The sequence below is a fragment of the Paenibacillus terrae HPL-003 genome, assembly GCF_000235585.1.
In the GTDB taxonomy this organism is placed as follows: Bacteria; Bacillota; Bacilli; order Paenibacillales; family Paenibacillaceae; genus Paenibacillus; species Paenibacillus terrae_B.
In genome coordinates this window covers 2496925-2522043 of sequence record NC_016641.1, presented here as the reverse complement: position 1 = coordinate 2522043, position 25119 = coordinate 2496925, and the positions used below count along the sequence as shown (strand labels likewise).

The following is a 25119-nucleotide window of genomic DNA, read 5'->3' as shown; positions in this document are numbered from 1 at the left end:
AAAAAAACCTTCAAAACCACGATAGATGTGGAATTGAAGGTTTTGTTGTCTTGCTACTTGGGACACCTCAATTTTTGAAGAGCAATTGTAACTCAGCCTATTCCCACTCAATCGTAGCTGGTGGTTTGGAGGTGATATCGTACACGATGCGGTTGACGTTATCCACTTCGTTAACGATACGTACGGAGATTTTCTCCAGTACGTCCCAAGGGATACGTGCCCAGTCGGCAGTCATGCCGTCGATGGAGGTTACGGCACGAATACCCACAGTGTAAGAATACGTACGGGCATCGCCCATTACGCCAACACTCTTCATATTCGGCAAAGCGGTGAAGTATTGCCAGATTTCCCGGTCCAGACTGGCTTTGGCAATCTCCTCGCGCAAAATATAATCCGATTCACGAACAATCGTAAGCTTGTCCTCTGTCACTTCGCCCAGTACACGAATGGCAAGACCCGGACCCGGGAATGGCTGACGCCATACAATCTCAGCCGGAAGTCCGCATTCTTCGCCGACTTTACGCACTTCATCTTTGAACAGTGCATTCAGCGGCTCGATCAACTTGAACTTCATGTCTTCCGGCAAGCCACCTACGTTATGATGCGATTTGATCGTCTGTGCTGTGGCTGTTCCACTCTCTACGATATCCGTATACAGCGTACCTTGTGCCAGGAATGTAAAATCGTCGAATTGCTTGGATTCTTCCTCAAAAACGTAAATGAACTCGTTACCGATGATTTTACGTTTTTGTTCCGGATCATCGACTCCTGCCAGCTTGGACAAGAAGCGCTCACGCGCATCAATTTTGACAACCTTCATATCAAATTTGCCAACGAACGTCTCCATTACACTTTCGGCTTCGCCCTTACGCAGCAGTCCATGGTCGATAAACATACATGTCAGTTGATCGCCGATGGCTTTATGAATGAGCATCGCTACAACGGAAGAATCCACACCGCCACTTAAAGCGCACAATACTTTTTTGTCGCCTACCTGCTGGCGGATTTCACGGATCTGGTCCTCGATGAACGACTCCATCGTCCATTTACCATCACAACCGCACACTTCATACAGGAAGTTGCTAATCATTTCATTACCATGAATGGAATGACGCACCTCTGGATGGAATTGTACCGCGTACAGATTCCGCTCCGGATGACTCATCGCTGCAATCGGCGCACTTTCCGTTCCTGCATCCAGTTTAAAGCCGGATGGCAAATCCGTAACATGGTCTCCATGGCTCATCCATACGGTCTGACGAGATTCCAGACCTTTAGCCAATCTCGTATCCTCATTGAATTGCACGTCTGCTTTGCCGTACTCACGCTTGCCTGCACGTTCTACCTTACCGTCCAGTTGGTGAGCCATCAGTTGCATACCATAGCAAATACCGAAAATAGGAATTCCCAGATCGTAGATTGCCCGGTCGACTTGAGGGGCATTTTCTGCATATACGCTGGAAGGTCCACCTGAAAAAACAATCCCTTTCGGTGCCAGTTCTCTCAGCTTCTCCGCAGGCGTATTGTATGGAAGGAGCTCGCTATACACGCCGAGGTCCCGTATTCTTCTTGCAATTAACTGGTTGTATTGTCCTCCAAAGTCGAGAACTACAACGATTTCATTAGGCTTATTCATTACCGTGCCTCCCTCAATTGTTCGTTTCATTATACGCAACGATAAAACAAGACGTCAAGAAATCAACCGGAGTTGAGTGGACATGAAAAGATTGTTAAAATGAATTAATTCCAATTATGAATCTGTTCGTAGGAGTGTAAACGATGGATGTGCTGAAATGGATCGCGCAATTGTTCGAAGAATACGGATACAGCGTCCTTTTTTTCGGCTTGCTGCTGGAATTTATTGCTTTACCTTTTCCCGGGGAAACCACGATGGCCTATGCGGGATATCTCTCCTATTCGGGTACCCTGGATTTCGGTAAACTGGTGCTGCTGGCCTTTTTGGGCACAACCATCGGAATGACTATTACCTACTTTATCGGAAAATGGGCTGGGCTCCCCTTTATTCAGAAATACGGTAAATGGGTTCTCTTATCACCGGACAAGCTTCAGAAAACACAAAAGTGGTTTCAACGATACGGGTACTGGCTTATTTTCCTTGGATATTTTATTCCTGGCGTTAGACATTTCACTGGCTATTTTTCCGGAATTATCGCTATTCCTCTCCGTAAATTTGCCTTGTATGCATACAGCGGTGCTTTATTCTGGGTTATTTTATTTCTAAGCATTGGCAAGCTGTTCGGTCCGCAATGGGATGCCATGTTCCATTTGGTGGAGCTGTATGCGCTGCGAATCGTTGCCATCATCGGCATTATCCTTTTGATATATATCGTTTATCGCTGGAGAACCTTCCTGTTTAGTTCTTTCCGCAAGTCCGACAAATCGGTGAAAACCAGTGGCAAAAACGATCCGGAATAATTAGACATCCGCCGCCTTACGGCTGCGAGCCCTTGTATAGTACATCGTTATCACGATAGATATCATGACAAATCCCGCTCCGCCAATCAAACCTAACATACGCGGCTCCATGATTTCCACCGCCACCCCGGCTCCAAACATGGATAAGCCGATAATCCCTTGACTCCACGCTGTCAGCATGCCCAGCAATGGCCCCTGTAAATGCAGCGGGGTCTCCCGCATTAATAGTGTATCCAAACAGATTGCCCCCACCCCGCCAGCCAACGAAATGAAAAAGTAGATGGCGACCGCCGCCCATGCATGATCCATTCTGCTTAACCCCATAAGCAAAATCCCTTCCAATAGCAAGCATACCAGTCCTCCGCTCAATAAAGAGCGGCTGAATAGACGCCCCAGTGCATAGCTGGCAATCAGACCCGCACCCAAAGCGGCGTAAAACAGTCCAATCCCGGTATCCCCCAGCTTAAACTCCTGCACGGCATATACACTGATCAGCACATTATCAATTCCATTGAGGAATGGAACCAGTAGTTCAAATGCAATTACGACTTGGAGCGGAAGCGAAATGCGGATGCATTGCAGTATTTGTGACCTACCCAGGATTCGATTATCGAATGACGTTTGACTTCCACGTGATTCAGTATGAGCATCCTCCCTAGTTACTTCCTCCTTGGTGACGGGTGGGAATGCAATATTGCGGACGATCAGACCTGCAGCGAAAAAGCTGGCGGAGTTGAGCATAAATGCGGCCTGTGGTCCAAAAAACGCGGATACGATGCCTCCAGTAGCAGCTCCAATCACCAATACCAGTCCGCCCATCACCTGCTCCAGACTGTTCACCCGCATCAAATCCGATGGTCGAACCAAAAGCGGGATGGACGACTTACGGGCTGGAGCGTACAGCGCTTCCCCACAGGCTAACAGGGTACTGACTCCATAAACGATCCACATATCCTCATTGCTGTGAACACTTAAAAAGGCAAGGGCTACTCCGCCTCTGAACAGATCCGTGGTCATCATAAGTGTGCGTCTGGATATACGGGTGATGAGCACACCTGACACGGGCGACAGAATTAAAAAAGGAATCACCCGTAGTCCGAGCATAATCCCCACGCTGAGTCCCGAGCCGGTAAGTCGATACATCAAGGCCAACAAGGCGATCTGGCAGAAACGGTCTCCCATGCCATTAATAATGCCAGCTGCGAATAACTTTCTGTATTGCTTGTTTACCATGTACTTCAGCTCCAAGTCGAAACGATCTATCGATTATACATTAATCTAATTAGTTATATAGCTAATTTAGAGGGATGATTATACAAACGTCAAGCATAAATTTATATATTCAGAGCATACTAAACCAATTAACTCCAATATCGGAGGATTTTACGTATGCAAAATGAGAATAAAAACTGTCCGCTCACCCACGTATCCTCTTGCTTACGGGATAACGTGAATCATATCCAAAGCTCGATTGGAAACAGCGGTGATTTGATTATCAAAGAGCTGCTATGGATGCAGAAATGGCCGGCAGCCGTTTTGTATATTGACGGTCTGATCAATACTCAATTGCTGCATGATTCTATACTGCGCTCATTTATGCAGATGGATATTCATCATGTACCGGAAGGTGCTGAACCGTTCGATTATTTAAAGGATCAGGTGTTGATCGCTGGGCATTCAGGCTGCTTGGATGAAATGGATGCGTTATTCAACCGGATGCTATCCGGCGGAATTATCATTTTGCTGGAGGGTTACACGAAAGGTATTTGGATTGATGCCGTCGGTTGGGAGGATCGCAACGTCAGCGAGCCCCAATCCCAGACAGTTGTACGCGGACCGATGGAGGGCTTCACTGAGAATCTGCGTACCAATACAGCTCTGGTCCGCAAGCGAATTCGCGACCCACGACTTTGGATGGAAACAAGGCAAATCGGAAAAGTCACTCATACCAACGTGGCCGTGATGTATATCAAGGGAATTGCTGACGAAGGCGTTATTCAGGAGCTGAGAGAACGTCTGGACCGAATTGATATTGACGGGATTATGGAAGGAGGTTACATCGAAGAGGAAATTCAGGATGTGACCTTCACCCCTTTTCCTACGATATACAACAGTGAACGCCCGGATTCGGTTGCTGCCAGTCTGTTGGAAGGAAGAATTGCCATATTGGTAGATGGGACACCATTTGTGCTGCTGATTCCTGCGCTGTTCGTGCAATTTTTCCAGTCGCCGGAGGATTATTACCAACGTGCTGATATCAGCACTTTATTGCGGATGCTACGATATTTAGCCTGTTTTATCGCTCTGCTCGCTCCAGCCTTATACATCGCCATTTCCACCTTTCATCAGGAAATGATTCCGGCCAATTTGCTGATCAGTTTGGCAGCCCAACGGGAGGGTGTACCTTTTCCCGCATTTATTGAAGCACTGCTGATGGAAGTGACTTATGAAATATTGCGCGAAGCCGGGGTCCGTATTCCCAAAACGGTCGGACAAGCGGTATCCATTGTAGGTACGCTGGTCATTGGGCAAGCTGCTGTCGATGCAGGCGTCGTGTCGGCTGCCATGGTTATTATTGTGTCCATCACCGCCATCTCCAGCTATGTCATCCCTGAAAACGGGCTGTCCATTGCTGTACGGATTATCCGTTTTGCTCTGATGGTGCTGGCCGCCGCTTTCGGATTTCTGGGCATTTTAATGGGCTTGATGGCCCTGTTGCTTCATCTGACCAGTCTAAGATCTTTTGGAGTGTCTTACATGAGCCCGTTTGGCCCTTATGTGCAAAGTGATATGAAGGATACCCTCTTTCGCCTGCCTTGGCCGTGGATGACTACTCGTCCATATTCGAATCAAGTTCAGAATACGCTCCGGCAAAAAAACCAGAAAAAGCGGGGGTATAAGAAAAAAACAACTGGGAAGTGACCGTACATGAAAAGTGTGACCTGCACGATTCTTATATTCAGTCTGCTCGCTTCGCTTCTGACCGGCTGCTGGGACCGTACAGAGCTTAACGAGATCGGTATTACCGTAGGACTGGGTGTGGATAAGGACGGCGACCAAATTCGTGTGTCGGCACAGGTGGTTGTACCTTCGGAGGTGGCCTCCAAATCAAGACCAAGCAAAGGAGCTCCTGCGGTAACTACATTTGAGGCAACAGCTCCTACGCTGTATGAAGCTATCCAGAAAATAACGGAAATCAGCCCACGACTCATCTATCTATCCCATATCCGTATGCTCATATTTGGCGAGGAATTCGCGAGACAGGGAATCGCCGATATCGTGGAATCTCTGATGAGAGAACCTTTTGCAAGAACTGATTTTTATATCTGTGTTGCGAAAGGAACCTCTGCCTCCAACATGCTTCAGGTAGCTACGACATTGGAGAAAATCCCGGCGAACAAAATGTTTTCTTCTATGGAGGTATTATCCAAAACCTGGGCACCTGTCAGCAAAGTGACTATAGATCAGCTGATGGATGTGCTTGTCAGTTCCGAAATACATGCCACTCTCCCCGCCCTCGAAGCCAAAGGAGATTTACCCAAGGGGATAGTGGAAGGTACAGACAATGTCAAAACAATTGAACCAACAACGGTTCTGGCAATTACCAGCTTAGCCGTGTTTAAAAAAGACCGATTGATCGGCTGGCTGGATGAAATCGATAGCAAAGGATACAACTATATCCGGGATCATGTGGATACAACGACAGGACATGTGGACTGCCCGGAAGGCGGTAAAATCGCTCTGCTGGCTTTGAGGAGCCAAACGAAGACTAAAGTGTTCATACACAACGGTGAGCCTGTCATCCAGATATCCGTAGAGAACAAAAGTACGATTAGAGAGAATAATTGCAAAAAAATGGAGTTGAAAAGTGTGGAGGATGTTCACGAAATCGAAAGGGAGAGCAATGCCAAAATAATCGAGGTTATGAAGCATTCCGTAGAGACTGTACGTCGCAAGTTCAAAGTAGACATTTTTGGATTTGGGCAATTAATTCACCAGACCAATCCCAAGGCCTGGAAAGAACTAAAAAAGGATTGGGATCACAATTTTATGAGTTTACAGATTGAATATAAAGCGAATACGGAAATCAAGAAAAACGGCGCAATTATGAACTCCTATCAAAAGAAAATGAAGGAGTAGCCAATAAACGAGTAAGCTTACGGGAGGAGCAGCCCTTATGAAGGCCGTCATCGTAGTAGTGGTCATTGCCCTAATTTTTGCAATCAAGGACTTGCCCGGCTTATACCGCAAGCATCACTTTAAGGACATGGTTGTATACATTGTCATGCTCGCATTCGGGACGTGGTTCAGCACGTTCACGGCCCAGGGAAAGGCAACGCCGAGTCCGCTAATCTTGATTGAAATGATATATAAGCCAGTAAACAGCCTGTTTACACATCTATTTCATTTATAAATAAAGGGGGCCGCCAGCGTTGGAAAAGGGCCGGATTAGTGTTGAACAAGCAGCCGTTCTGGTTATTTTTTGCACCATGGGCGATATGATACTGATCATTCCCAGCATCTTTACCCATATCGCCAAACAGGATGCGTGGATCAGTACGCTGTTGAGTATACCAGCAGGTTGCGCACTTGTATGGCTTTTACTGCGTGTGAATGAGCTATATCCCAGCCTTACTCTCATTGAAACGATAAGGAAAATACTAGGGAGGTGGCTGGCTCCTGTCGTCTCCATATGGTACCTTTTTTATTTCGTGATATCCGACGCCATATATATCAGGGAATTTGGTGACTTTTATTCTACACAAACCTATGTGTTGACACCGTTAAGGATCATAATACTGCTGGCGGCAATTATGCTGGTCTATGCTTTTTTCACCGGAATTGAAGCTCTTGCCCGTGCCAGCGAGATATGCTTGCCTTTCTTTGTCATCGTGACGATTACTGTAGTGGCTTTCCTCATTCCCGAGATTGATTTTTCCAAATTAAAGCCCATGATGGAAGACGGAATTCTCCCTGTTCTTCACGGTACACTGCTTGGGGTTAGCTATCCATTTGGGGAATTGGTCGTATTTCTCATGCTTTTTCCCTATGTAAAGCATTCAGCACATTTTAAAAAGAGTGTCCTTACAGGAACCCTTATTGGCGGTGTGCTGCTCAGTCTGTTCGTAATCATAGCTCTGCTTGTTCTTGGCCCTTTTCTGACTGAATCTAGTGTGTATCCTTCGTATCTGCTTACCTCCAAAATAAATGTGTTCAATTTTTTCCAACGCATGGAGGCTTTTATAGCAGCTATATGGGGATTGTCACTCTTTTTCAAGAGCTTCCTTTTTTTATACGCGTTTACCCTGGGGACAGCACAGACATTTCGTCTAAAAGATTACCGTTCTTTCATCTTGCCTGCGGGAATGCTCGTCTACGGCTTGAGTATCATGGTTGCACCCAATATCATCTATTATTTTGATACCCTTGTTCCCTTCTGGGTGGATTGGGATTTGACCAACTCAGTTATCATTCCCTTGTGCTTGTGGGGCATTTACGCGATCAAGCAGAAAAGAAAACAATCTTAAAAAATTCTAAAATAAGAAAAATTCAGAGAATACATATCAAAAACACCCTCTGAGACTGAAGAATAGCCAGTGTCCCAAAGGGTGTGTCGATGTTTATTATTTTGCCAGTCCCCGAATGTATTCCAGCGCGTTATCAATATGCCCTTTGACTCTCAAACTACGCCATTCATGAATCAAAATACCATTCTCGTCAATGAGGAAGGTGGAGCGAACGATGCCCATGTACTGCTTGCCATACATCTGTTTCTGCTGCCACACGCCGTAAGCTTCCGACACTTCATGCTCCTCATCCGCCAAAAGCTGAAAAGGCAGCCCATACTTTGCAATAAACTTGTCATGTCGCTTGAGTGGATCAGGACTTACCCCCAGAATAACAGTGTTCAAACCCTCGAACTCCCCGTGTTTATCCCGAAAATCACAAGCCTGTGTCGAGCAACTAGACGTCAAATCCTTCGGATAGAAATACAGTAAAACCCTGCTGCCTCTAAAATCAGACAACTTGACGTTTTTCCCTTCACTTCCCGGCAATTCAAAGTCCGGCGCGGGTTGCCCAATAGTGGTAGATGTCGTGGACATCTCATCATCTCCTATCTTGTGGGGTTCTCATATGATCCGGCCTAAGAACCCGCACCTCTGTAACGCCGAATGCCGAAATTCCATGCCAGTAAGCCCAAGGTTAGAAATACAGCTCCCATGACTGGAGTCAAAAGCGCCATATGCTGCATATCCTCTCGATGAAGGAAAAGGGATGCCGGATATACGCCAACAAAAGCAAACGGCAGAATCCAGGTCAGTACAACCTGAATCGCACGGTTATAAATCGTCACCGGATAACGTCCATAGCTCTGCATATTGTACATGAGCGGAATAATTCCTGTTGGTGCGTCCGAAAAGAACGAAATAGAAGTCAATATGGTGTAGATACCCGTATAAATCGCTACGGCACTTAGGCTCATGATGATTAGAGCCGGGATGAACCACCACGCCATATGCAAGTCCATTTGCGCCCCGCTGATTCCCATAATAACCAGACCAATCGCCGATCCGACCAACGCGGGCGGGTCCACATTTTCAAGGAAAATCTGGAACAGATTATGCGCAGGACGGGTCATGACCCGATCCAGCTCCCCTTTTACAATATAGCGCTCGCTAAAGTTCCACAGATTGACGAAACAGCTGAATAGTCCATAAGGCACCATGAAAAAGCCATAGACGAATACGACTTCATTTTCGCTCCAGCCGCCTAAACTGTCGGTGTGCATAAAAATGACCAAAATAAAAATGAGATTGGTGGCCTGAAATAGCAGGTCCGAAACGACCTCCACCCAAAAATCAGCGCGGTAGGTTAGCCGCGATTTCATGTAATTTTTCAAATATTCGCTAATGAGTCCCAAATAGTACATCATCGGCCTACCCTCCTTGCACGAACAGACGTCTGCGCGCCAGTCGCCAAATGATGATCATCGGCACGAGCAGAACGATCAGCCAAATGATTTGGATACCCAGCACATTCCAAATACCAACGCCTTTTACTCGTCCGGTAAATACGGAACCGGGCAAATACGTGATCGCCTGAAACGGCAGCCACTGGGCGAAGGTCGCCAGCCAGCCCGGAAACAGGCTGATGGGCAGAATCAAGCCGGAGAACAGATCTACTACCACCCGCTTCATGCGCATCATACCCTCGTTATTTTCAACGAAAAAGGCCGTCAAGCCAGTGATAATATTGATTTGGGTATTGATCAGAAAGCTGAAAAACAGCATCACGAGGAAACTGATCCATGCTACAGGGTCCGTAGGCAACGTCACTGGAAACAGCAGCATCGCAATCGCCATGCCCGGGATCATAAACAGCAGGAAACGGAACATCCCCTCGCCAAGCCCCTGCATGACTTTGACCAGCACATAGTTATACGGCCGGATCATCTGGATGGCAATGCTGCCATCACGAATTTCTGTCGAAATTTCACGATCCAGATTGTTGAAATAAAAGGCCCTCGCCATCCACGATACCGCTACATAGGTCGTCATTTGGGCGGCGGAAAAGCCACCGATGCTGCCCGCATCACCATAAATCGCTTTATACGTGAAATAATATACACCAATATTCATGGAATAAATTAAGATGCCTGTATAATAGTTCACACGATAAGCGAGCATGGTGAGAAACCGGATACGAATAAAATCGGTATATACGCTAAGCATGGATTTTGGCCTCCACTGCCGGAAGCACGGGGTTGCCCTTGCGTTCCGCCGAGCCGGATTGGTAGATGCTACGCACGATATCATCGGTGTTCGTTTCAATGATTTTGATATCCGTAATGTCCGTACGCCCGACTACGCTGGCCAAGACATCTGATACGTTAATATGAAGCGGAATCCACACCTTGGCAGCCACATCATTATCCGCCGTCCAAGCCAGCGGCATGTCCGCTGTCCACGCTTGCAACTGCTGAAGCTGGGTGGGCACGCCGAACTGAAACTGTACTTCCCGTCCTGTACCCCAACGTGCTTTTAAATCCTCCAGACCACCGTCATAGATGATGTTCCCGTCATCCAGCATAATGACGCGCGAGCACAGCGCTTCAATATCCTGCAAATCATGGGTCGTCAGCAAAATCGTCGTACCGTGATCCCTGTTCATGTCCTTCAGGAACTCACGGATTTCAGACTTCACCATAATATCGAGTCCAATGGTCGGTTCATCCAGAAAAACGATGGACGGATTGTGCAGCAACGCGGCCACCAATTCACACCGCATCCGCTGCCCAAGACTAAGCTTGCGCACCGGACGGCTTAGCAGGTCCTGTAATTGGAGCCGCTCTACCAGCTCATCCAGCCTGCGTTTGAAGTCTGCGGGCGGAACCTGATATACTTTGCGCAGTAGCTGAAAAGACTCAATCACGCCGATATCCCACCATAGCTGGCTACGCTGTCCGAAAACAACGCCGATATTACTTACGAATTTCTCGCGTTCCTCGTAAGGAACATAGCCGCCCACTTTGAGATGTCCAGACGTTGGCACAAGAATACCAGTGAGCATCTTGATCGTGGTGGACTTTCCAGCTCCGTTTTCACCAATATAGCCACATATTTCTCCCTGAGGAATACCAAAGGAAATATCTTTGACCGCGGCCACCTCGTTGTATTCGCGGGCGAATAAATCAAGGAAGGCTCCTTTCAAACCTTCGCGGTTTTTTTGCACTTTAAATGTTTTGCGCAGATCCTGCACATCAATTGCCAGCATGTCATACCTCACAGTCAGGATTTTGAAAAATCCATAGTTAAATTGATTGTGCTCTAAAAAGAAATTATAATGTAATGAATTGAAAAGCGAAAGGGAGAGCATCCATGACAAGCAGAACCAAAAGGACGATATGGTCGGTTCTAGCCGTGATTATCGTCGCGATTGTCGGCTTTGCCGTGTATTATTTTTCATCCATTTATAATCAACTGGACAATCTCCATAAAGAGGGTGCAAACTCCCCCTTCAAAAATGTAAAACAGGTCGATCAGGTGCGCACACCAGATCCGCCCAAGTGGGAAGGTACGGATCCGGTCAACATTTTGCTGATGGGTGTCGATGGCCGTGGTATCCAAAAAGGGGAAGTCCCCCGATCGGACAGCATGATGGTCGTATCGCTGGACCCCGTCAAGAAAAAGATTCACATGTTCTCTATTTTGCGTGATACGTACGTGGATATTCCCGGCTACGGAAAAAATCGGATTAACACCGCCATTACTCACGGACCCAACACGGCCATGAAGACGGCCGGCGATCTGTTGGGCATCCCGGTGCAATATTATGTGTATACCGATTTCCAAGGATTTATTAAGCTAATAGACGCTGTGGGCGGCATTGATTTTGAAGTGGAGAAGGATATGCATTATACAAGTAATGCGGATAAGCATCAATACGATATTGATTTGAAAAAGGGCATGCAGCATCTGGATGGCAACACGGCGCTTCAATATGTGCGGTTCCGCCACGATGCGATGTCCGACTTCTCCCGTTCAGGACGACAACGGGCATTTTTGGAGGCCATAGCACAGAAAATGCAGAGCACGACCTCCATTGCCAATCTGCCGAGCATTTTGCAGCAGGTAAACCCGTATGTTGATACGAATCTCAGTGTCAACGATATGTGGAAGCTGGCAAACGTCGGCTACCAAAGCAGCTTTGCAGGCAGCGAGCAGGTCCCGCCGATGAAGCTGCTCGGGGAAGAAAATGTAGGCGGCGCGCAGGTTCTTACCGTCCGCGATCCGGAAGAATTGAAGAAGTACGTACAGGATATATTCAACAATCCTCCCGTACAGACACAGGAACAAAATAAGGATCAAAACGAAACGAAGCAACCGGACAGTGCATCATCGTCCAAGACGGATAAGGCTACTTTCACGGGTGGCAGCAAAACCAGTAGTGATGCTGCTGCCACACAATCGACAACAAAGACAGGACAAAAAGAGCTATAATGATGTATGCAGGGGGCAGCCGTGAACGCTGCCCTTTGGCGTGTGTATATCCTATTTTAATGAACGGAAAGGAAGTTCTAGATGATGAAACGGGAAACCTCCGAAGCATTATATAAAGAAGCACTGGAGCATATTGTCGGGGGCGTAAACAGTCCTTCACGCTCTTTCAAGGCTGTGGGCGGCGGCGCTCCGGTATTTATGAAACGCGCCAAAGGCGCTCATTTCTGGGACGAAGATGATAATCGGTACATTGATTATTTAGCGGCTTATGGCCCTATTATTACCGGACATGCCCACCCTCATATTACCAAGGCCATCAGTGAGGCGGCGGCGAACGGGGTATTGTACGGAACCTCAACGGTATTGGAAATTAAGCTCGCCAAGATGCTCAAGGAAGCCATTCCTTCCATGGACAAGGTCCGGTTTGTGAATTCCGGCACAGAAGCAGTCATGACGACGATCCGTGTTGCACGGGCCTATACGAAACGAAACAAGATCATCAAATTTGCGGGCTGCTACCACGGTCACTCGGATCTGGTGCTCGTAGCCGCAGGCTCTGGCCCGTCCACGCTGGGCATACCGGACAGCGCAGGAATTACGACCAACATTGCGAGCGAGGTTATTACCGTGCCTTTCAATGATCTGGACGCGTTGCGCCAAGCCTTGGAGCGTTGGAGCGACGATGTGGCAGCAGTCATGGTCGAGCCGATTGTCGGCAATTTCGGCATGGTGATGCCGCAGCCCGGTTTTCTGGAAGGGCTATGCTCGATGGCACGGGCGAACGGTTCACTCGTCATCTATGACGAGGTCATTACTGCGTTCCGCTTCCATTACGGCTCCACCCAAACGTACGCCGGCTTGGACAATCATGATGCGATTCAGCCGGATTTGACCGCGCTGGGTAAAATCATGGGCGGCGGCCTGCCGATCGGTGCCTATGGCGGCAGCAAGCATGTGATGGAGCAGGTTGCTCCACTCGGCCCGGCATATCAGGCGGGTACTATGGCGGGCAACCCGGCTTCTATCTCGTCAGGCATTGCATGCCTTGAAGTCCTTCAAGGCGAAGGCGTGTATGAGGAGATGGAACGTCTCGCTGTGAGACTGACGGACGGCATCGCCTCCTCAGCCAAGCGCCATGGCGTGCCATTAACGATTAACCGCATCCGTGGAGCATTCTCCACCCATTTTTGCGATCATCCGATTACGAACTATGATGAGGCGCAGGATACAGACGGCGAAGCGTTCGCTTCCTTCTTCCGTCATATGCTGGATCGCGGCATTCATCTGGCCCCATCGAAGTACGAAGCATGGTTCCTCACAACGGCGCACACAGATGAAGACGTGGATGCTACGCTGGAAGCGGCGGACGATTCTTTCCGTGCAATGACGCAGGGCAAGTAAGCAGATCAGTACATGATGGAATGTTGATAGGATAAGGGCCGGAAGCAGCTTTAAGGACTGGGATATCCCACCTTTGAGACTGCCTTCCGGCTTTTTTAATTTGCAAACTGTACCCGTACAGTTGTGCATTTTATGGATTGTATCAAATGACACCATCCGGGTATATTGGGTGGAGCAACATGTTGAAATCATTCAGCGTAGGCTAATTAAAAAAATGCCTGAGTCATTCATACGGAGGTTTATCATGCACAGTCGTTCCAAAACTGGAGCCGCCTATCTGGCTGCTCTCAGCTATGCCGCTATACTTGGTTTTTCATTTTTGTTTGTGAAGCTGACGGTCACGGAAGCCAGCCCGCTGGATGTAATCGCCCACCGCTTTGCTTTGTCTTTTATCGCTTTGACGGTTCCGGTAGTGTTGGGCTGGATCAAGATTAACATCACGCGGCGCGATATCCTGCGTATTTTGCCGCTGGCGCTGCTCTCGCCTTTAGTGTATTTTCCATTGCAAGCCTTCGGGCTGATGAGCACCTCTTCATCGGAAGGCGGCATTATTCAGGCAACCGTTCCCATCTTCACGCTGCTGCTGGCGTCCTATTTTATTAAAGAGCGGACTACGGTTGTCCAAAAGCTTTCCTTGCTGCTCTCTGTAGCCGGCGTTATTTTTATATTCGTGATGAAAAGCGGAGCGCCTATGGCCTCCAATAGCTTTGGTGGCATTCTTTTGCTCGTGCTCTCTGCTGTTTGCCTATCCGGCTATAACGTGCTGGCTCGTCCATTAACACAAAAATACAGTCCGATGGAATTGACTTATGTTACCTCCATTTTGGGATGTATTGTTTTTAACTTGGTGGCCCTGGGATATCATGCCATTGACGGTTCCATGAGTGCCTATACCGCTCCACTGGTGAAGCCCGACTATTGGATGGCACTGGCTTATCTGGGCATTCTGTCTACCCTCGTCACCTCGCTGTTATCAAGCTTTGCCTTGAAGTGGATCGAAGCCTCGAAAATGAGTGTTATCGGTAATTTATCTACTCTCATTTCCATGATGGCAGGTGCTTATATTTTGAAGGAGCAGCTCGCATACTATCATATTATTGGAGCAGTTATTATCATTATCGGGGTGTTGGGCACCAATTTTGGAGGTCGAAGAAGCTTGGAGCCGCGAAAAGCGTCTGCTGCAAAACTACAAAAAGTGGACTGAAAATGGATGTGCATTTCGCTTGTGGAATGGTAAAATGCATAATTTTGATCGTTGACGCTTCTCTTGACGATTTTGTCCTCGTTTAAAAAAGATATCCCCGAGCTGTCGTTTACTCCGGCTCGGGATATCTTTTTTAGTTTATCTATTTCATTAGAATGATTCAAACCCATATTTCAGCCTTCAACCGGGTACGCCATGACGCTCATGAGCGCCAGTTCGGGCTGTGTCGTGTCTAGTCTGCTATATTGCACAATCACCGGTACGTCGCTGGTGACCGTAATCGCATAGGGAACGCCTGCCGGAATCCGCTCGCTATCCTTCTCCAGCGAGGCCGTGCGGATATGGCGGGTTCGTCTTCCTTCTACCACTTCGATCAATCCTTCCAGCGGCTCACGGTCTTCAAAATAGATGTCTATACTCAGCTTGGCCGCTCGAGTTCCACAGTTCAGCACACATATACTCTCATGACTAAGCAGCTCCCCCCGGCTTTCAGGTGGAATATAGCCATCTGGAATCACCCAGAACAAGCCACCTTTGGACTTACTGTCCGTCGCTTTTTGATGATACCCTGTACCTCCCATGCCACTCGCTCCTTTTTCTATCCAAATGGATTCTCCTTGGTACGCAGCAGTTGGGCCAGAAAAGCGAGCGCCAGTCCCTGTCCCCAACCCTGAATGCGTTTGTAGGGTACGTTTCGATAGCCGTCAATATCGTTCATGACAGCAGTTCCTGCGGATACGCCCGTCACTGTGCCGTCCTCCTTAATCTGGGAAAGGATACCGTCGATCGCCTTTTGCGTGTATTTGTTAAACAGTCGTCCCCGCATAAGCAAGGCCGTCGCAATCCCTGCGGAGCCTGAGGTTTCCAGGTAGGAGGTTTCATCATTCAGCACCGTATGCCACAGCCCTTCCGGGGATTGCAGCCGCACCAGTGCACTGAGCTGGTCACGTAGCGAACCGTCGATGATCATATAGGATGGATGCTGCACCTCCACGAATTTCAGCGCTTTTGCCATTGTGAGTGCAGCCCACGAATTTCCCCGCGCCCAGTAAATACCTGACATCCTGTTTTGGTTCGCATGATCCCAGCCGTGGTAATACAAATTCGTATCCGGGTCCTGCAAAAACTCCTCATGCCCATGATATTGCCGGATACCGTCCTCCCAATATTCCTTGTTACCCAGCAAATGACCGATGCGCAGCAAATAATAACCTGCCATAAACATCGTATCCACCCACGCCTGCTGCGGAAATACGTCATGAAGTGAATTCACCGTATGCTGGAAAATGCCGTCGGCAAACCGCTCGGCTTTCTTCGCCAGAAATTCTGCCATTTCGGTGGCGATATCAAGGTACTTTTGCTCTCCTGTAGCCTGATACAGCGTCAGCAAGCAGTGTCCCACAGACACTCCGTTCACCGAAAGCGGTGGAAGTCCATCTGCAATATTTTCATCGACCCATTCCTTTAATTTGGTCAAATACTCCTCGTTCCCTGTTGCTTCATAGGCTTCACACACACCGTAAAAGGCCACACCACCCGGCCAATCCCAGCTATAGTCCATTTGAAACGTGCGTTCCACTACCCGGCCGATCACCTGTTTAATTTGTTCCTCATCAAAAATCAATGCAGGCATTTCCTCGTCTCCCCCTTTGGTAATTTTCACGTTAATTGCCTCCTTGACACCCGTTCGAGAAAAATCCGTCTATCGTAAATACATGCGTAAGGGCTGTAAATCCAGCTCCTTCACCGCATCTGCCACCATATCTGCAATACAGACCGCGCCGTTCTCATGAAAATGCGTATTATCCTCCAGACCGCCGGAAAAGTTCATGTATTCACCAGGCAACAGCCACATAAAAAGCCCTTTGCTTTCCTCGGGACCCAGCCCTTCATATAACTCCTGCGTGCGGGCAGACAAGTCAATCAGCGGCACATCTACTTCTTCCGCCAGCTCCCGAACCGCTGTCACATAGTCTCCATGCGTGTCGGCTAACGTACCATCCCCGTTAAAATAGCGACGATGTACAGGCGTAACCAGCACCGGGGTTCCCCCCTTGCTTCTCGCTCCGTCGATATAGAGGCGCAGATGCTCCTTATAGGTTGTAAAAGGCTCTGTAGCCCGTTCCGGGTCCGGCTTCTGATCATTATGGCCGAATTGGATGAACAGGAAATCTCCCGCTTTCATTTCGGCCATAATGACGTCCAGCCGCCCTTCGTCCACGAAGCTTTTGGAACTTCTTCCCGATACGGCGTGATTATCCACGCATACATCATGCTTGAACAGGGCTGGCAAAGCCTGGCCCCAGCCTGTATACGGATAGCCGGACACGTCCTGATCCGTAACCGTGGAATCTCCGGCCAGGAATAGCCGGAGGGTCTGTGGCGCTGGCGTAATCTCCAGCGCATTGAGCCGTGGCGCGGTGCCCGATACGGTGAGGCGCATCTGACCGCCCCGGACAGGCACCGCAAACCAGGCCTCCGCGAGCTGGCCTGGTCGCGTGTGTACAGGGGGCAGCATGTGCTTGCCCTCGCCAGCCTTGAGCCGCGTGAGCGTTTCCGCAAGCGGATCGCCGAGCAGCGCATAGACGAGATACGTCCCGTCTGGCACATCCGCGACAAATGCAGCATTCAGCGGGATGCAAAAGCTGCTTCGCAGCCGCGCGAGCACATCCTTCGCCGGGCTTTGCCTTTGTCGACCGTACACCTGCTCCGTAGCCACAAAGCCGTAGCCCCGTTCAGCAGTATATGAGCAATCCGGGGATACTCCCTTGTAGCCAGCAGCCGGCTCTCCCGGACCAAAATCAAACTTCCACATTCCACTCACCTCTCCGCGATCACCTTAAACCCCGTAAGTCCAACCGTATACAGCCTGGTGCCTTCCTTTCGCTTGAGTCACTTCAGATTAATATCCTTCACTCCGCATCTTGGGTTTTATCCCTTCAAGCCACTCGTACTCATTCCTTGTACAATTTGCTTCTGGAAGGCGAAAAATACTGCGATAACCGGTACCAGGCTCAGAATGGACATGGCGAACATTCCGCCCCAGTTGGAGGCCGACTCGCTGTCGAGGAACATTTTAAGTGCAATAGATACGGTATATTTCTCCGGCGAATTCAGATACAGTACCGGGCCCAGCAAATCCTCCCACTTCCAGTAGAAAGAGAAGATGGCCGCCGTAGCCAGCGAGGATTTGAGCAATGGCAAAATAATTCGGAAATACAGCCGGAATTTGCCGCATCCGTCAATCGTCGCCGCTTCATCCAGCTCCGCCGGTATCGTCCGTATAAACTGAACCATCAGGAAGATAAAGAATGGCATCCCGAAAAATGATGGCACCACCAGCGGCAAAATCGTATTGACCCAGCCGAGCTTGGTGAAAATAATGTATTGCGGTACCAGTACCACATCCCCTGGCAGCATCAGCGTCATCATCATCAAGGCAAACCAGATGTTACGCCCTTTGAATTTCAAACGTGCGAAGCCAAATGCGATTAATGAAGAGGAAATTACGGCTCCAATCGTGGCAATCACAACAATCGTGAGTGAATTCAAAATGTACGTGCCGAAGTTGTATCCACTTGTGCCTTTCCAGCCTGTCACATAGTTTTGCCAAATCCATTCTGTAGGGAAAAGCGAGGATGCCGTGACGAATATCGTCCGACTCTCCTTGAACGAGCTGAACAGCATCCAAAATACGGGATACAGCATCAGGAGCGCCAGCGCAGCGACCAGAATGTGATAAATTGGCCATTTGAACGTTTTCCATGCCATCGGTATCAGCGCCCCTTTTCCGTTTCATAGAATACCCAGTATTTGGAGGTTAAAAATAAAATCGCTGTCAGTATCGCAATCATAATGAGCATGACCCAGGCCATAGCCGCCGCATATCCCATATTGCTGAACATAAACGCTTGCCGGAACAAATACAGCGAATGCAGCATCGTCCCATCCATCGGACCGCCCTCACCCTTCGAAATAACATAGGCTGGAACAAAGGTCATAAAGGCGCTGATCGTCTGCATAATCAGGTTAAATAAAATAATCGGACTAAGCAGAGGCAGCGTAATACTGAAAAATTTTCGCACTGGCGATGCGCCGTCCACGCTGGACGCCTCGTACATTTCAACCGAAATATTCTTCAATCCAGCCAGAAAAATGAGCATGGAGGAGCCGAATTGCCATACGGACAAGGTGATCAGCATCGTAAGCGAAGCATTCGGATCACCAAACCATTTTACCGGGGTTGCCCCCAAGGCCGAAAGCAAGCTGTTTACAATGCCGTCATTGCTGAAAATGTTGCGCCACATGATGGATACCGCGACGCTGCCCCCGATAATGGACGGCAGATAGTACATCGTCCGATAGGTGCCGACCATACGTGATTTGGTATTCAAAATCATAGCCACAAACAGTGCGAAAATCAGTCGCAGCGGTACACCAACCAATACATACGTAAACGTGACCCTGATCGAATTCCAGTATTTCGGGTCGCTTGTGAACATTTTTTCGAAGTTACCCAGGCCAATCCATTTGGGCGGGGTGAATAGATTGTAGCTTGTAAAGGACAGATACAGCGAAATAAACATCGGAATTAATGTAAACGCCAGAAAGCCCACAATAAACGGGCTGATAAACGCATATCCGGTCATATTAGCTCTCAAGCTCTGATGATTTCGCAAGCTCATCAAGCCTCCCTTCTGTTGCATTTTGTTGATTAGTTAATTCTTTTATATTGTCAGATCGTTGTTACGTGTATTTTATTATGACGTACATAGAGACAGCATCTGCGGCTCTTTCGTCGTATTAACCGTGCGCACTCATGTACTACAACTACGCACGGTTAACTTAACGAAATCGGCCTTCGCCCTATGTCAAAACAGTGTCAGTCGCCTAAGGAATCCATTGCACTAATTACTGCTTGTTATTCGCAAGGATGGTACTTGCGTCAGCCCGGAATTTGACCGCTGCGTCCGCCGCTGTCATTTGCCCGAAATTGACCTGCTCAATATAATCGGTCAGGGTCGCAATCACTTCCGGTGATCCGACTGGTGGCGGTGGGCTCATTGGAGATGCCTTTGGCTCCATGGAAGCCACAAAATCAAATACCTGCTTCGTAGCCTCGCTCAATTCAGGCGCTACAGCTTCCTTGATTTTGGCGGAAATCGGTACGCCCCGCTCGCCCTTAATCAATTTATTCGCTTCTACGTCGTTCATCCAGAAATCAATAAACTTGGCGGCCTCATCCTTTACCTGTGAACGGGCAGCAACCGTCCAGTACATCGTAGGCTGCATGTATACGCCTTTTTCCATATTCGGCCCAAACATCGGAGCCAGCGCCATCGGACGGTTAACGACCTGTTGTAAGCCTACATACTGATTGGACCACTGCCAAATGCCAATGCCTGTTCCTTTAACGATATCGGATTCCTCAAGAATCCCCTTGGTTTGGTTCATGATTTCAGGAGGCGGAGTCGCCCCCTTCTTAATCAGCTCAGCCAATCCGCCGAAGAAGTCAACAAACAGCTTATCGTCGTCATACCCCAATCCTGTTCCTTCCGCATTGTAGAGAGACTTTCCATGTGTCCGCAAATAGTAGTGGAAGAAAATATCGGCAGCCATGGAGCTGTCAAAGTAAACTTTATTGGAGCCCGCCTTCAAGGCCAGTTCTTTGTATTGATCCCATGTCCAGTTGTCAGGAATTTTGTCTATGCCCGCTTTTTTCAGCAAGGCCGGGTCATACTGGAAGCCCAGCACATTGACACCTGTTGGAATACCATATTGCTTTCCGGCAATTACGCCGGTTTTGAGTACATTTTCATTCACGTCAGCAACCTGAATTTTCTGATTCAGGTAAGGTGCCAGATCCTCCAGTTGACCGTTCTTCGCATATTGACTAATGTACGAAATGTCCATTTGCACGATATCCGGCAGCTGGTTTGCCGCAGCCTGCGGGGCGAGCTTTTTCCAATAGTCATCAAAAGAGGCATATTCCACATCAATCGTCACATTCGGATTTTTCTGCTTATACAGGTCAACGACCTTCTGCGTATATTCATGACGCGTATCCGATCCCCACCAAGCAATCCGCAACTTTACCTTCCCGTCTGTACTTGCGCCCGAATTGCCACCGCTGTTCGCTCCGCTACATGCCGTCGTCAGCACGAGCAGCATAGCCATGATCAGAAACCATCCCTTTTTGCCCACTTATCTCTCCCCTTTTCGCTGTTCTAGAAAGGAGCTGTGTTACAAGTGAAAACGTAATTGCGCTTTTTGATAGCGTTTACATTTGCTCCTGCTGTTATTTTCCCAAAAGCAGAGAAGCATTGGAATACACAAATCAGATTTCCTTGGTTTAAAAAACAGAGGGGCTCCAGCGCTCATCCCCGTTCGTGTGACTTGATGTACTCGGATGGCGTCATACCCGCCCATTTTTTGAACACCTGGCTAAAATATTGAGCGTTTCCGCCGAAGCCGAACCATTCCGCCAGCTCAAACACCTTCACATCTCCCGTCTCCCGAATATGCTCAGCCGCACGTTCGATCCGATAGCGATTAACGTAATGTGAAAAGTTTTCACCCGTTACCTTTTTGAAAATTTTCCCCAGGTAGTCGGAATTCATGTACAGCATTTGCCCAGCCACTGCGTTCAGGGACAAATCGGATTTTCGATAGTTTTGCTCGATGATGGTGATCATTTTATCGACGGTGGAGGACTGGCGGTACACATTGCTTTTATAGTAAATCGCGGTCATTCGTCCAGCGGCTTCCTGCACGAAGGATTTGAGGCAAGCGAGCGTTTTTTGCTCAGCCAGCACGACCATTCGGCTGGTGAACGCCGCGCGTTCCTCCTCGGGACATATGCGGATCATGGCTGCATACAGTTGAAGCACATAGGAGCGGGTCACGGAAATTTCCAGCTTCATACGGGACAGGATACCGAACAGCCGATCTACCTCCTGCGCCACCTCCTCCGTATTTCCAGCCTTGATCAGCAGGCCGAACTTCTCTTCGTCCAGCTCCAAATCTGCCATCTCCCGGGGTTCTTCGACTGCCAGATCCTCCTTGGTAATCAGACTGCCCTCCCCGGTATAAAAACGGTGATTCATACAATGCAGTGTCTCCCGGTACATCCCCCTTGAGTGCTCCATACTGTCAGACTCGCTAACCGCAACCGTTACCTCCAGCTTGTAAAAACGGCGAAACGTCGCACGTACCGCGTCAAGCTGCTCCATAAGCCTGGACGTATCGTTCCCGCTTTCCAGCACGATGAGCAGCTGGCCTTGCATGGTCGTACCAAGCAGGACATTATCCATTAAATCTGCCGCAATATTTTGCAGCGCAAACAGATGCTCAGGCTCATGGGATTCCTCTACCCGCAGCAGCAGCATTCGGACCTGCTTATCTTGCAATTCCAGACCAAATAACCGCTCATAAAAAGCGATATCACGGCTTCCGTAAGTTTTATAGGAAATAAACTCCTTCAAAAAATGCTCCTTCACATGAGGCAGCATACGCTGAAAATCAAGCTTCATCCGGTTCACGAACTGCTTGCGTTCCTCCTGCTCCTCCCGTTCCTGACCTAATTCCGTCAGTGCCTCATGGATTTGTCGCTCATTGCAGGGCTTTAATAAATAATGCTTTACTCCGTATTGCATGGCTCGACAAGCATAGTCGAAATCCTTATAGCCGGACAACAGAATGAAACGAACATCTGGAAAATGCTCCGTCGTTTTGGCAACCAGGCCGATGCCATCCAATCCAGGCATAGAGATGTCGCTGATCACAAAATCAGGCGGACTGGCCTGAATCTGATCATAGGCCTCAATCCCATTGCGTGCCGTACCCACCAGCTTTGTCCCTGCTTTGTTCCAATCTACCACCTGTGATATGCCTTCCAAAATCATACGCTCATCATCAACCAGCAGCACCTTGTACATGACCCTGTGCCCCTTTCACATATGGAATACAGACATGAATCGACGTTCCTGTTCCTGACTTGCTGTGCAGCTCTATCCCCCATGGAGTACCAAATGTCAGGTTAATCCGTTCCTGAATATTGGTAAGGCCGATGCCCTGTCCACGGGTCGTGACCTGCCCTCTTCGCAGCTTTTCCAGAAAATCCTGTGTCATTCCCGGCCCGTCGTCCTCCACCCGCAGGAAAAGTGCACCTTCTTTCACCCTGATAACAATAGAAATCCGACACGGCTCAACTTGCGGCTCCAGCGCATAATGAATGGCATTTTCCACCAAGGGTTGAAGCGTCAGCTTCGGTATTTGCGCATCCATCAGCTCCTCTGGCACATCCAGATGGAAAACAAGACGCTCATCGAAGCGTGTTTTTTGGATCGTTACATAACTTCGCACGATATCCAGCTCTTTTTGAAGTGGGATGAGCTGTTCCTCAAAACTGACCGCACTGCGCAACAGAAAGGCCAGCGCCTCCACCATTTCCGAAATCCGATCCTGCTTATTCGCCTTGGCGAGCCAGTTCACGGACTCCAGCGTGTTATACAAAAAATGTGGATTAACCTGAGCCTGAAGCGCCTTTAATTCCGTCTCCCGCAGCAATAGCTGCTTCGCAACATTCTCATTAATCAGCTCACGGATGCGACGGATCATCTTTTGGTACGTTCGATGCAGCAAGCCCACCTCATCTTGTGTGGAAAGCGGGACTGCGCCGAGTGCTTCCTCCTCCAGACGGTCGAGATCTCCTTTTTCAATTTTACGCATGTTCTGGATGAGTTGAACGATCGGCTTCGTAATACTGCCAGATAATCGGGCTCCCAGTGCCAACGCGATCAGAAGCATAATGACAAAAATAGCGCTTACAATTTCTTTGATAATCGTAATACTGCGAAACATGTCGTCGAAGGGGGTCATATGCAAATACGTCCAGCCCGTATAAGAGGATTTGGTTTGAGCTGCAAAAAAGGTTCCGCCTGTGTAGGTTGCAATACCATAAGGCTGCTTCCGCCCAAGCTCGGCCTGAATATCACTTTCATTCAAAAGCGGTGTTTCGGGATAAATCATCTGCTTTCCATCTGTAATCATCAACTGTCCGTCACGACCGGAGGTCTGCACACGATCCGCTACAATCCGGTCAATCCGCACACGAATCGCAAGCGTTCCGAGCCCTTTTAACGTAAAATTGGTATCTGTAAAGGATTTGAACTGCCGCGCTGCCAGTAAGGAGGAGTGGCCTGCCGCATACCATGCGTTGGAACCGTCATATTCGGCTGCCAGCTCCGACAGGGTGGATCGAAGCTCTGGGGGAACCCCTTCACGGTTGCCCGCACTCATGACCTGCCCCTCTTTGTCGATCACCATCATAGAATAGATATAGGTTTCGGAGCCTGCGAAGGCGACAAGCCTATTCGTTATTTTTTTACGCAGCACCATTTTGGCATAAGGTGAGGTTTCTCTTTCCAATTGTAGCAAATAACGCTGAAGCTGTTCGTCTGTTGTCACTTTGAAAGTAACTTTTTCAACATCCTTCAGCTCATTTTCAATGCCGATTGAAGAAATGTTGAGTACTTCGGATGTCTTTTTATACATTTGATTATCATAAATATGAAATACGTATTTAAGTATGACTGCAACAACCGCAAAATTAACCAGCATGAGCACCGTAATCAGCAGTACCATTTTATGATGGATTCCGGCATTTTTGAAAGCGTTTTTAAAATAAGTGATCAGTGGATGTCGCCTCCTTCGCTCGTCTGCCTAGTCCAGCCTGGAATGGAGATTGCACGATAAAGCTGTACATCATACAAAATACCCCATGCCTTGGTCATTCGGCAAGAGGTATTTGTGTTCGCTCAGCGTTTGTCGGTTGGTTTCGATTTGTCCGCCTTGCTCATATATTCATCGTATCGATCATCCAGTTCCCGTGCCATGCTGCGGTATTTACGCGTCTCCTCCACAATAGGGTCGATATGAGTTTGAATCCGCACCTCATATTTAGGAGTGAGCCGTTCGCGTTTTTTGGCCTCATTCTCACGAATTTCGCCTTCCGTCAGCAATTCACTGAGCTCGCGCTCCAAATCCTCGGATTGGCCCATCATCCTTCCTCCTTCA

Annotated in this window: 23 protein-coding genes; 8 read left to right on the top strand and 15 right to left on the bottom strand. The window is 48.5% G+C overall.

The annotated features are described in order from the left end of the window. Window positions 1–97: 97 nt before the first annotated feature. The gene (gene guaA, locus HPL003_RS11545; RefSeq protein ID WP_014279824.1) at window positions 98–1636 is read right to left on the bottom strand and encodes a glutamine-hydrolyzing GMP synthase; all 1539 of its coding nucleotides are present in this window, start codon (window positions 1634–1636) and stop codon (window positions 98–100) included. Between the two features lie 143 nt (window positions 1637–1779). Between guaA and HPL003_RS11540 the strand changes: the two genes are divergently transcribed. Continuing rightward, on the top strand, window positions 1780–2436 hold the full coding sequence (locus tag HPL003_RS11540; RefSeq protein WP_014279823.1) for a DedA family protein: 657 nt from the start codon (window positions 1780–1782) through the stop codon (window positions 2434–2436). On the opposite strand, the gene HPL003_RS11535 is transcribed toward HPL003_RS11540, so the two are convergent. Then, window positions 2437–3669, bottom strand: a complete 1233-nt coding sequence (locus HPL003_RS11535) for an MFS transporter (RefSeq protein WP_014279822.1) — start codon at window positions 3667–3669, stop codon at window positions 2437–2439. It abuts the gene before it with no gap. Between the two features lie 156 nt (window positions 3670–3825). Between HPL003_RS11535 and HPL003_RS11530 the strand changes: the two genes are divergently transcribed. Genes HPL003_RS11530 through HPL003_RS11515 form a run of 4 tightly spaced genes read left to right on the top strand, consistent with a single transcriptional unit; the run spans window position 3826 to window position 7964 of the window. Further along, window positions 3826–5358, top strand: a complete 1533-nt coding sequence (locus tag HPL003_RS11530; protein WP_014279821.1) for a spore germination protein — start codon at window positions 3826–3828, stop codon at window positions 5356–5358. A 6-nt stretch (window positions 5359–5364) separates the two neighbouring features. Continuing rightward, window positions 5365–6576 carry a Ger(x)C family spore germination protein gene (locus tag HPL003_RS11525; RefSeq protein ID WP_014279820.1) on the top strand — a complete coding sequence of 404 codons (1212 nt, stop codon included), beginning with the start codon at window positions 5365–5367 and terminating at the stop codon, window positions 6574–6576. A gap of 37 nt (window positions 6577–6613) precedes the next feature. Beyond that, on the top strand, window positions 6614–6850 hold the full coding sequence (locus tag HPL003_RS11520) for a hypothetical protein (RefSeq protein WP_014279819.1): 237 nt from the start codon (window positions 6614–6616) through the stop codon (window positions 6848–6850). Window positions 6851–6869: 19 nt separating this feature from the next. Then, window positions 6870–7964 carry a GerAB/ArcD/ProY family transporter gene (locus HPL003_RS11515; protein ID WP_014279818.1) on the top strand — a complete coding sequence of 365 codons (1095 nt, stop codon included), beginning with the start codon at window positions 6870–6872 and terminating at the stop codon, window positions 7962–7964. A gap of 96 nt (window positions 7965–8060) precedes the next feature. Here the strand turns inward: HPL003_RS11515 and bcp are convergent, their stop codons facing one another. Genes bcp through HPL003_RS11495 form a run of 4 tightly spaced genes read right to left on the bottom strand, consistent with a single transcriptional unit; the run spans window position 8061 to window position 11211 of the window. Then, window positions 8061–8540, bottom strand: a complete 480-nt coding sequence (gene bcp, locus HPL003_RS11510; RefSeq protein WP_014279817.1) for a thioredoxin-dependent thiol peroxidase — start codon at window positions 8538–8540, stop codon at window positions 8061–8063. Window positions 8541–8581: 41 nt separating this feature from the next. Beyond that, window positions 8582–9370 (bottom strand): ABC transporter permease, encoded by a 789-nt coding sequence (locus HPL003_RS11505; protein ID WP_014279816.1) that lies wholly within the window; start codon window positions 9368–9370, stop codon window positions 8582–8584. A 4-nt stretch (window positions 9371–9374) separates the two neighbouring features. Next, the gene (locus HPL003_RS11500; RefSeq protein ID WP_014279815.1) at window positions 9375–10169 is read right to left on the bottom strand and encodes an ABC transporter permease; all 795 of its coding nucleotides are present in this window, start codon (window positions 10167–10169) and stop codon (window positions 9375–9377) included. After that, window positions 10162–11211 carry an ABC transporter ATP-binding protein gene (locus HPL003_RS11495; RefSeq protein ID WP_014279814.1) on the bottom strand — a complete coding sequence of 350 codons (1050 nt, stop codon included), beginning with the start codon at window positions 11209–11211 and terminating at the stop codon, window positions 10162–10164. Before HPL003_RS11495 ends, HPL003_RS11500 begins: the two co-directional genes overlap by 8 nt. A 104-nt stretch (window positions 11212–11315) precedes the next feature. Here HPL003_RS11495 and HPL003_RS11490 point away from each other — a divergent pair, with 104 nt between their 5' ends. From HPL003_RS11490 to HPL003_RS11480, 3 genes are all read left to right on the top strand, one after another. Further along, window positions 11316–12437, top strand: coding sequence for an LCP family protein (locus HPL003_RS11490; protein WP_014279813.1), 1122 nt, complete (start codon window positions 11316–11318; stop codon window positions 12435–12437). 84 nt (window positions 12438–12521) lie between these two features. Then, window positions 12522–13838, top strand: coding sequence for a glutamate-1-semialdehyde 2,1-aminomutase (locus HPL003_RS11485; RefSeq protein ID WP_014279812.1), 1317 nt, complete (start codon window positions 12522–12524; stop codon window positions 13836–13838). 244 nt (window positions 13839–14082) lie between these two features. Beyond that, the gene (locus HPL003_RS11480; protein ID WP_043922371.1) at window positions 14083–15042 is read left to right on the top strand and encodes a DMT family transporter; all 960 of its coding nucleotides are present in this window, start codon (window positions 14083–14085) and stop codon (window positions 15040–15042) included. A gap of 173 nt (window positions 15043–15215) precedes the next feature. Here HPL003_RS11480 and HPL003_RS11475 read toward each other — a convergent pair whose 3' ends face one another. From HPL003_RS11475 to HPL003_RS11435, 9 genes are all read right to left on the bottom strand, one after another. Then, window positions 15216–15623, bottom strand: a complete 408-nt coding sequence (locus HPL003_RS11475; RefSeq protein ID WP_014279810.1) for a sensory rhodopsin transducer — start codon at window positions 15621–15623, stop codon at window positions 15216–15218. 17 nt (window positions 15624–15640) lie between these two features. Then, window positions 15641–16675, bottom strand: coding sequence for a glycoside hydrolase family 88/105 protein (locus tag HPL003_RS11470; RefSeq protein WP_043922636.1), 1035 nt, complete (start codon window positions 16673–16675; stop codon window positions 15641–15643). 69 nt (window positions 16676–16744) lie between these two features. Continuing rightward, on the bottom strand, window positions 16745–17857 hold the full coding sequence (locus HPL003_RS11465) for a rhamnogalacturonan acetylesterase (protein WP_014279808.1): 1113 nt from the start codon (window positions 17855–17857) through the stop codon (window positions 16745–16747). Window positions 17858–17973: 116 nt separating this feature from the next. Then, complete coding sequence (locus tag HPL003_RS11460; protein WP_014279807.1) at window positions 17974–18813, bottom strand: carbohydrate ABC transporter permease; 840 nt, start codon at window positions 18811–18813, stop codon at window positions 17974–17976. Between the two features lie 5 nt (window positions 18814–18818). Further along, window positions 18819–19727: a carbohydrate ABC transporter permease gene (locus tag HPL003_RS11455; protein WP_014279806.1), complete on the bottom strand. Its 909-nt coding sequence runs from the start codon at window positions 19725–19727 to the stop codon at window positions 18819–18821. A 226-nt stretch (window positions 19728–19953) separates the two neighbouring features. Beyond that, window positions 19954–21246 carry an ABC transporter substrate-binding protein gene (locus HPL003_RS11450; protein WP_014279805.1) on the bottom strand — a complete coding sequence of 431 codons (1293 nt, stop codon included), beginning with the start codon at window positions 21244–21246 and terminating at the stop codon, window positions 19954–19956. A gap of 173 nt (window positions 21247–21419) precedes the next feature. After that, on the bottom strand, window positions 21420–22979 hold the full coding sequence (locus HPL003_RS11445; RefSeq protein ID WP_014279804.1) for a response regulator transcription factor: 1560 nt from the start codon (window positions 22977–22979) through the stop codon (window positions 21420–21422). After that, a complete protein-coding gene (locus HPL003_RS11440; protein ID WP_014279803.1) occupies window positions 22957–24687 on the bottom strand; it encodes a cache domain-containing sensor histidine kinase in 1731 nt (576 codons plus the stop codon). Before HPL003_RS11440 ends, HPL003_RS11445 begins: the two co-directional genes overlap by 23 nt. Window positions 24688–24860: 173 nt before the next feature. After that, window positions 24861–25103, bottom strand: a complete 243-nt coding sequence (locus HPL003_RS11435; RefSeq protein WP_014279802.1) for a hypothetical protein — start codon at window positions 25101–25103, stop codon at window positions 24861–24863. Window positions 25104–25119 lie beyond the last annotated feature (16 nt).

Coding starts and splice junctions, on each gene's coding strand:
- guaA (WP_014279824.1), bottom strand. CDS start 1,636: ATGAATAAGCCTAATGAAATCGTTGTAGTTCTCGACTTTGGAGGACAA.
- HPL003_RS11535 (WP_014279822.1), bottom strand. CDS start 3,669: ATGGTAAACAAGCAATACAGAAAGTTATTCGCAGCTGGCATTATTAAT.
- HPL003_RS11435 (WP_014279802.1), bottom strand. CDS start 25,103: ATGGGCCAATCCGAGGATTTGGAGCGCGAGCTCAGTGAATTGCTGACG.
- HPL003_RS11520 (WP_014279819.1), top strand. CDS start 6,614: ATGAAGGCCGTCATCGTAGTAGTGGTCATTGCCCTAATTTTTGCAATC.
- HPL003_RS11505 (WP_014279816.1), bottom strand. CDS start 9,370: ATGATGTACTATTTGGGACTCATTAGCGAATATTTGAAAAATTACATG.
- HPL003_RS11485 (WP_014279812.1), top strand. CDS start 12,522: ATGAAACGGGAAACCTCCGAAGCATTATATAAAGAAGCACTGGAGCAT.
- HPL003_RS11465 (WP_014279808.1), bottom strand. CDS start 17,857: ATGTGGAAGTTTGATTTTGGTCCGGGAGAGCCGGCTGCTGGCTACAAG.
- bcp (WP_014279817.1), bottom strand. CDS start 8,540: ATGTCCACGACATCTACCACTATTGGGCAACCCGCGCCGGACTTTGAA.
- HPL003_RS11470 (WP_043922636.1), bottom strand. CDS start 16,675: ATGCCTGCATTGATTTTTGATGAGGAACAAATTAAACAGGTGATCGGC.
- HPL003_RS11490 (WP_014279813.1), top strand. CDS start 11,316: ATGACAAGCAGAACCAAAAGGACGATATGGTCGGTTCTAGCCGTGATT.
- HPL003_RS11495 (WP_014279814.1), bottom strand. CDS start 11,211: ATGCTGGCAATTGATGTGCAGGATCTGCGCAAAACATTTAAAGTGCAA.
- HPL003_RS11480 (WP_043922371.1), top strand. CDS start 14,083: ATGCACAGTCGTTCCAAAACTGGAGCCGCCTATCTGGCTGCTCTCAGC.
- HPL003_RS11440 (WP_014279803.1), bottom strand. CDS start 24,687: ATGGTACTGCTGATTACGGTGCTCATGCTGGTTAATTTTGCGGTTGTT.
- HPL003_RS11445 (WP_014279804.1), bottom strand. CDS start 22,979: ATGTACAAGGTGCTGCTGGTTGATGATGAGCGTATGATTTTGGAAGGC.
- HPL003_RS11500 (WP_014279815.1), bottom strand. CDS start 10,169: ATGCTTAGCGTATATACCGATTTTATTCGTATCCGGTTTCTCACCATG.
- HPL003_RS11530 (WP_014279821.1), top strand. CDS start 3,826: ATGCAAAATGAGAATAAAAACTGTCCGCTCACCCACGTATCCTCTTGC.
- HPL003_RS11540 (WP_014279823.1), top strand. CDS start 1,780: ATGGATGTGCTGAAATGGATCGCGCAATTGTTCGAAGAATACGGATAC.
- HPL003_RS11475 (WP_014279810.1), bottom strand. CDS start 15,623: ATGGGAGGTACAGGGTATCATCAAAAAGCGACGGACAGTAAGTCCAAA.
- HPL003_RS11455 (WP_014279806.1), bottom strand. CDS start 19,727: ATGAGCTTGCGAAATCATCAGAGCTTGAGAGCTAATATGACCGGATAT.
- HPL003_RS11460 (WP_014279807.1), bottom strand. CDS start 18,813: ATGGCATGGAAAACGTTCAAATGGCCAATTTATCACATTCTGGTCGCT.
- HPL003_RS11525 (WP_014279820.1), top strand. CDS start 5,365: ATGAAAAGTGTGACCTGCACGATTCTTATATTCAGTCTGCTCGCTTCG.